Raw genomic sequence first — 7,185 nt, forward strand, 5'->3', positions numbered from 1 at the left:
TCGCCCGGCAGCAGGTAGCAGTGTTCGCCGCGCAGGTACCAGCTCGTGCTTTGCCAGCTGCTTTCATCGGCGGAGCGGACCAGCGGCAATACGTAGCCGGCGACTTTCCGCAGGCCTTGCGAAAAGACCCGCGCCAGCCGCGCCCTTTCCTGCTTGTCGTCCAGCCGCGCATCGGACGGGTCGACGTTGATCGCCAGGCGGCGTTCGCGCCACAGGTAATAGTAGATGTCCTCATAGGCCGCGAATACGTACTGCCGCTCCAGCGTCAGCCTTGCCGCTACTCCATGCAAGAAGCGCTCGGCGATGTTGTCGTCAGTGGCTTGCTTCTTTGTTTCATCGGCAATCAAGGCTGGCGTCGACCAGATCGGTTCGCCGTCGCGGCGCCAGTAGCAATTCAGTGCCCAGCGCGGCAGCTGCTCGCCTGGATACCATTTGCCCTGGCCGAAATGCGGCAAGCCTTGCGCTGCGTATTGCAGGCGCAACCGATGATAGAGCTCGGCTGCCAGCAGCTTCTTGGTGGGCCCCATGGCTGCCGTGTTCCATTCCTCGCCTTCCGGATCGTCGAGCGCGACGAAAGTCGGCTCACCGCCCATCGTCAGGCGCACGTCGAGTTCGTCCAGGTCGTCGTCGATGGCGTGCCCCAGCTCTTCGATTTCTTCCCACTGCTGCTCGCTGTACGGCTTGGTGACGCGCGGCGATTCCCAGATGCGGCGCACGCTCATCGCATGTTCGAATTCGACTTCGCATGGCTCCACCATGCCGCTGACCGGCGCCGCCGACGACGGTTCCGGCGTGCAGGACAGCGGGATATGCCCTTCGCCGGCGAACAGGCCGGAGGTTGGATCAAGGCCGATCCAGCCGGCGCCGGGCAGGTAGACCTCGCACCAGGCGTGCAGGTCGGTGAAATCGGTCTGCGGGCCGGACGGGCCGTCGAGCGATTTCTGGTCGGCCGTCAGCTGGATCAGGTAGCCGGAGACAAAACGCGCCGCCAGCCCGAGGTAGCGCAATATCTGCACCAGCAGCCAGGACGAATCGCGGCATGAGCCGGATCCGAGGGTCAGCGTCTGTTCCGGCGTCTGCACGCCAGGTTCCATGCGGATGGTGTAGCTGATCAGTTGCGCCAGCTGCTGGTTCAGGCTGACCAGGAAGTCTTCCGTGCGGATCCTTTCGCGCGGCACCTGGTCCAGGAATTTCTGCAGCAAGGGCGTCAGCGGCAGTTTCTTGCGGTACGGCTCGAGCTCGTTCTGCAGTTCCGGCGCGTAGGAAAACGGCACTTTCTCGGCATATGGCTCAAGAAAAAAGTCGAACGGATTGAGCACCGACATTTCCGCCACCAGGTCAACCTCGATGCGAAATTCGCTGGCCTTTTCCGGAAACACCAGCCGCGCCAGGTAGTTGGCCTGCGGGTCCTGCTGCCAGTTGATGAAATGCGGCTCCGGCAGTATCCGCAGCGAATAGCTGAGGATGCGGGTGCGGCAATGCGGCGCCGGGCGCAGGCGGATGATCTGAGGCCCGAGGGTGATCGGGCGCTCGTAGCGATAGGTGGTGAGATGATTGAGTGCTACGTGAATTGACATGGATATCCTCTGCGACAATCAATAATCATTCAGCGCATGAAATCTGCAGCTGCCACAAACAACAAAAAAGTTACTGATACTGATGATGGCTGTGGATGAAATCGCGCAGGCGCGGGTAAATTTCATTGTCCCAGCGCCGGCCGTTGAAGACACCATAATGCCCGACCCCGGTTTGTACATGATGCGATTTCATGTACGGCCGTATGCCGCTGCACATGTCCTGGGCGGCCACGGTCTGGCCTACTGCGCAAATATCATCCTTCTCTCCTTCTACGGTGAACAATGCGGTGCGCCGGATCGCCGACGGCTCTATCGTACGCCCTAATGCCTGCATTTCGCCAAGCGGCAATGCATGGTCCTGGAATACGCTTTGCACGGTTTCCAGGTAAAACTCCGCGGCCAGGTCCGACATGGCGAAATATTCGGCGTAAAACGTCTTGATGGTGTTGGCTTTTTCGTCTTCGCCGTCGACCAGGTAGTTGTATAGGTTCTGGAAGGCCTTGAGGTGACGCTCCAGGTTCATGCTCATGAACGCATTCAATTGCAGGAAACCGGGATAGACCTGGCGCTGGCTGCCGGCGAAACGGCCGGGAACGGTGCTCACCAGGTTTTTCTGGAACCAGTCGATCGGCTTGCTTTTCGCCAGCTGGTTGACCGCGGTAGGATTGATGCGGGTATCGATGGGGCCGGCCATCAGGGTCATGCTGGACGGCTGCGCCGGATGCTTGTCGGCCGCCATCAGCGACACCGCCACCAGCGCCGCCACGGTCGGCTGGCAGACCGCCACCACGTGCGTGCCTGGACCGATCTTCTCGATGAAGCGGATCAGGTGGGCGACATATTCGTCGAAGCCGAAACGGCCGTCGCTGAGGGCGACGTCGCGGGCGTTATGCCAGTCGGTGATATACACGTCATGGTCGCGCAACAAGGTATTCACGGTACCGCGCAGCAAGGTGGCGAAATGCCCGGACATGGGCGCAACCAGGAGGATGCGCGGCTGCACCGCCTTGGTTTCTTTACGGAAACGCAACAATGTGCAGAACGGCGTCTGGTCGCTTATTTCCTCATGCACCGAAACTGTGCGCCCATTCTCTTCTACGCTGTCTATCCCGAATGCAGGGCGCTGATGCGTCAACTGGGTGCACGAAAACACTTCGCAGGCGGCAGCCAGCTTGCGCATGGCCAGGCTGTCGGGCCAACCCGGCCAGCGGTAGCCCAACATCGGTGCGGCAGCGCCAGCCCACGCACGCATCGGATCGCTGAGATCCGCATAGCCCTGATATGCCTGGTAAATTTTAGTCATGGGACTACCCTGTTATTGGGGGCCTGTTAGCCATTCATTTAAGAGTGCGAACGGGTCGTAGGCGTTGCAGGCCTAGGCGCAGCGACGCGACGTAGTGGTGCTACGGCAAGGAGCTGCAACACCGGCATGCGACGCCTACGGCCCGTTCCCTCCGGGTTCAAACCAAAACGTGCGCTGGACTGCGTTGCATGGCTTGCAGGGGGGAACCACCCCCTGCTACGCCACGCGCCTTGCCAGCACACGTTTTGGTTTGAACGCATCTCTTAAGTGAATGGCTAACAGGCCCCATGCCGGCAAATGCGTTAGGTGCAATATCCATGCCCATACCTCTGGCACGGCCTTTGCTCAGTAGACATCAAACGGTTTGCCAATCAAAAACGCTTTCGATCCAATACGGAAGAATATTGCCATGCCTAAGACCACTCTGAGCATCACCAGTAAAAACTATTCGTCGTGGTCCCTGCGCGGCTGGCTGCTGACCAGGTTCTCCGGACTGGAATTCCGGGAGAACCTGATCTCGCCGGACGATCCGGACGCACGCGCCGAAATCCTGCTGCTGTCGTCGTCGATCCTGGTGCCCTGCCTGTATCACGGCAACATCGTGGTGTGGGATACCCTGGCCATCGGCGAATACCTGCACGAGATCCGGCCCAAGGCCGGGCTGCTGCCGGCGGACCGCGCCGCGCGCGCGCACTGCCGCTCGATCTGCGGCGAAATGCATTCCGGCTTCAGCGCCCTGCGCTCGGCGCTGCCGATGAACATCAAGGCGCGCTTCCCCGACTTCAAGGTGTGGTCGCGCGCCGAAGGCGACATCAAGCGCATCACCACCATCTGGAAACAATGCCTTGCAACCTATGGCGGCCCGTTCCTGTTCGGCGAGCGCTCGATGGCCGACGCCATGTACGCGCCGGTGGCGACGCGCTTTCTGACGTACGATGTAAAGCTGGATTCCGTCTGCAGCGCCTATTGCAAGCGCATCATGGCGTTGCCGGAAATGCAGGAATGGATCAAGGCGGCCAAGCTGGAGCCGGACGATATCAATGAGCTGGACGTGGAATTCTGAAAAGGGTTTCCAATGCCAAGGAAAGGATAGCTGCAATGGATACGAAGACAGAATCGAAGATAGAAGCGGGCCCGAAGACCGTGTTCTCCCATGTGCGCGAAGGCGACACCGAATTCGAATCGGGCGGCTTGCGCGATTTTTTCCTGTACCGCGATCTCGGCATCGCCGCCGCCACCGGCGGCCAGGTGGTGGCGCACCTGGTGAAAGCCAACATGGCGCCCGAGGTCGGCACCGGCTGGCACCGGCATGAAGCCAATTTCCACATCGTCTACATGCTCAAAGGCTGGGCGCGCTTCATGTACGAGGACAAGGAAACGCTGGTCAAGGCCGGCGATTGTGTGCACCAGCGGCCGGGCATCGTGCATTTTTTATTCGACTACTCGGAAGACATGGAGTATCTTGAAATCGTCAGCCCGGCGGCATTCACTTCGATCGACATGCCCGCGCCGTGTCCTGTCCCGGCCCCGGCGCCATGGCCCAAGGCGGGTTGAGCAGCATGGGTTAAGAGCATTTAATACAGCAGTTTTTGCAATCAGATCATCACGGAGGCCACCACCCAGATTATGCAAAATTTGCTAAGAGCGAACCTGGCATTGCCGAAAATAAAGCCTATTCAACCAGCAAGATCGCATGTTAATCTTTAATTAATATAATGCTGATTAAGCAACGAATGAGCAACAACCGGCTTGTTACGGGCACGCTTCTTGATAGCTACTTGATAGTTTCCGATCAAACCACAGCAAAGCAAGATCATGGCAAATTTTTTCGATGAAATGTACTCCGATGGCAATTCGTCGGTGCGCCCGCACTATAACGAATTTTCCAATTGGCTCAACGCCCAGACCGCTGAAACGATCGCCCGCAAACGCGCCGAAGCCGACCTGATTTTCCGCCGGGTCGGGATTACCTTCGCCGTGTACGGCAACGACGCCGGCACCGAACGTCTGATCCCCTTCGACATCATTCCGCGCATCATCCATGCGCAGGAGTGGGCGACGCTGGAAGCCGGCCTGATCCAGCGCGTCAAGGCGCTCAACATGTTCATCCACGACATCTACCACGACCAGAACATCGTCAAGGCAGGCGTGATCCCGGCTGAACAGATTTTCCGCAACGCCCAGTACCGCCCCGAAATGCAGGGCATCTCGGTCGCTTCGGATATCTACGCGCACATCGCCGGGGTCGATATCGTACGCGCCGGCGAGGGCGAGTTCTACGTTCTCGAAGATAACCTGCGGGTGCCGTCGGGCGTGTCCTACATGCTGGAAAACCGCAAGATGATGATGCGGCTGTTTCCCGAGCTGTTCCTGCGCCACAAGATCGCGCCGGTCGACCATTATCCCGACATGCTGCTGGATAACCTGCGTTCGGTGGCGCCGGTCGGCGTTACCGATCCGACAGTGGTGGTGATGACACCGGGGATGTACAACTCGGCCTACTTCGAGCACGCGTTCCTGGCGCAGCAGATGGGCGTCGAGCTGGTCGAAGGACAGGACCTGTTCGTCAACGACAACCACGTCTACATGCGCACCACGCGCGGCCCCAAGCGGGTCGACGTGATCTACCGCCGGATCGACGACGACTATCTGGATCCGCTCGCCTTCCGCGCCGATTCATCGCTCGGCGTGCCCGGCCTGCTGTCGGTGTACCGCGCCGGCAACGTCACGCTGGCGAATGCGATCGGCACCGGCGTCGCCGATGACAAGTCGGTGTACCCGTTCGTGCCGGACATGGTGCAGTTCTACCTGTCGGAAAAACCGATCCTGAACAACGTCCCGACTTTCCAGTGCCGCAAGAAAGAAGACTTGCAGTACACCCTGGACAACCTCAAGGACCTGGTGGTCAAGGAAGTGCATGGCGCCGGCGGCTACGGCATGCTGGTCGGCCCGGCGTCGACCAAGCAGGAAATCGAGGATTTCCGCCAGCGCGTGCTGGCCAAGCCGGACGGTTATATTTCCCAGCCGACGCTGGCCTTGTCGGCTTGTCCGACCTATGTCGAATCCGGCATCGCACCGCGCCACCTGGACCTGCGGCCATTCGTATTGTCCGGCAAGAATGTCTCCCTGGTGCGCGGCGGCCTGACCCGCGTCGCCCTCAAGGAAGGTTCGCTGGTGGTCAACTCGTCCCAAGGCGGCGGCACCAAAGACACCTGGATTCTGGAGAAATAACATGCTCAGTCGCACCGCCGACCATTTGTTCTGGATGTCCCGCTATACCGAGCGGGCAGAAAATACCGCACGCATGCTGGACGTGCACGTGCAGACCGGGCTGCTGCCGCAGTCGGTCGAAGATGTGGAAAAAGGCTGGCGCGCAGTGCTCGGCATTTCCGAGCTGACCCATGCCTATGACAAGAAATACAGCGTGGTCACGCAAAAAGACGTGATCGACTTCATGGTGCGCGATCCCAGCAATTCTTCCTCGATCGCGTCCTGCCTGAAGCAGGCGCGCGAAAATGCGCGCGCGGTGCGCGGCGCATTGACCACCGAAGCCTGGGAAATCCAGAACGCTACCTGGATCAAGATGCAGGGTTATCTGCAGACCAACGCGCTGGAGCAAAACCCCAGCGAGTTCTTCGAGTGGGTCAAACACCGCTCGCACCTCTCACGCGGCGTGACCATCGGCACCATGCTCAAGGACGAGGCGTTCCACTTTATCCGTCTCGGCACCTTCCTCGAGCGCGCCGACAACACCGCGCGCATCATCGACGTCAAGTTCCACGGCGCCAAGGAAGGCGCATATACGAAGAACCTGCAGAACCAGAACGGCCAGCGGCAAAGCCAGGAACAGGATGCGATCGCCGATCCGCAAATCGACTTCTACTACTGGGCGGCGATCCTGCGTTCCGTGTCAGGTTTTGAAATCTACCGCAAGGTGTACCGCGACGTAATCACGCCGGCGCGCGTGGCCGACCTGCTGATCTTGCGGCCGGACATGCCGCGCTCGCTGCTGTCCTGCATGGAACAGGTGGTCGGCAATCTCAAGCATGTGCATAACGACACGTCCTCCGACACTGAACGCTTTGCAGGGAAATTGCATGCCGACCTGAAATTCAGCACTCTCGAGGAAATTCTCGACGCCGGCCTGCACGATTACCTGACCCGCTTCTTCGAACGGATCTTCGAGCTTGGCAATCGCATCAGCCGCGATTTCCTGGTGCCGCTGAATACCTGATAGCGAATTTCCCCACTGATGCTCCTTACCATCCGGCATGAAACGGTTTACCACTACACCGCGGCGCTGAC

General features: G+C 59.6%; 6 protein-coding genes. 4 read left to right on the top strand and 2 right to left on the bottom strand.

All coding sequences use genetic code 11. From position 1 onward, the window contains the following. Together JWQ61_RS00510 and JWQ61_RS00515 are read right to left on the bottom strand one after the other, a co-directional pair. Positions 1 to 1,577 (bottom strand): transglutaminase family protein (locus JWQ61_RS00510; protein WP_304358782.1); only part of this gene is annotated, 1,577 nt, incomplete at its 3' end. A 70-nt stretch (positions 1,578 to 1,647) separates the two neighbouring features. After that, positions 1,648 to 2,880, bottom strand: coding sequence for a polyhydroxyalkanoate depolymerase (locus JWQ61_RS00515; protein WP_304358783.1), 1,233 nt, complete (start codon positions 2,878 to 2,880; stop codon positions 1,648 to 1,650). A 409-nt stretch (positions 2,881 to 3,289) separates the two neighbouring features. On the opposite strand from JWQ61_RS00515, the gene JWQ61_RS00520 reads away from it, so the two are divergent. The 4 genes from JWQ61_RS00520 (at position 3,290) to JWQ61_RS00535 (ending at position 7,114) form a co-directional block, all read left to right on the top strand. Next, the gene (locus JWQ61_RS00520) at positions 3,290 to 3,943 is read left to right on the top strand and encodes a glutathione S-transferase family protein (RefSeq protein ID WP_304358784.1); all 654 of its coding nucleotides are present in this window, start codon (positions 3,290 to 3,292) and stop codon (positions 3,941 to 3,943) included. A 35-nt stretch (positions 3,944 to 3,978) separates the two neighbouring features. Then, positions 3,979 to 4,434: a cupin domain-containing protein gene (locus JWQ61_RS00525; protein WP_304358785.1), complete on the top strand. Its 456-nt coding sequence runs from the start codon at positions 3,979 to 3,981 to the stop codon at positions 4,432 to 4,434. Positions 4,435 to 4,695: 261 nt separating this feature from the next. Next, positions 4,696 to 6,111, top strand: coding sequence for a circularly permuted type 2 ATP-grasp protein (locus JWQ61_RS00530; RefSeq protein ID WP_014007808.1), 1,416 nt, complete (start codon positions 4,696 to 4,698; stop codon positions 6,109 to 6,111). 1 nt (position 6,112) lies between these two features. Further along, positions 6,113 to 7,114 (top strand): alpha-E domain-containing protein, encoded by a 1,002-nt coding sequence (locus JWQ61_RS00535; protein ID WP_304358786.1) that lies wholly within the window; start codon positions 6,113 to 6,115, stop codon positions 7,112 to 7,114. Positions 7,115 to 7,185 lie beyond the last annotated feature (71 nt).

The sequence above is a fragment of the Collimonas fungivorans genome (assembly GCF_028292705.1).
Lineage (GTDB): Bacteria > Pseudomonadota > Gammaproteobacteria > Burkholderiales > Burkholderiaceae_D > Collimonas > Collimonas fungivorans_B.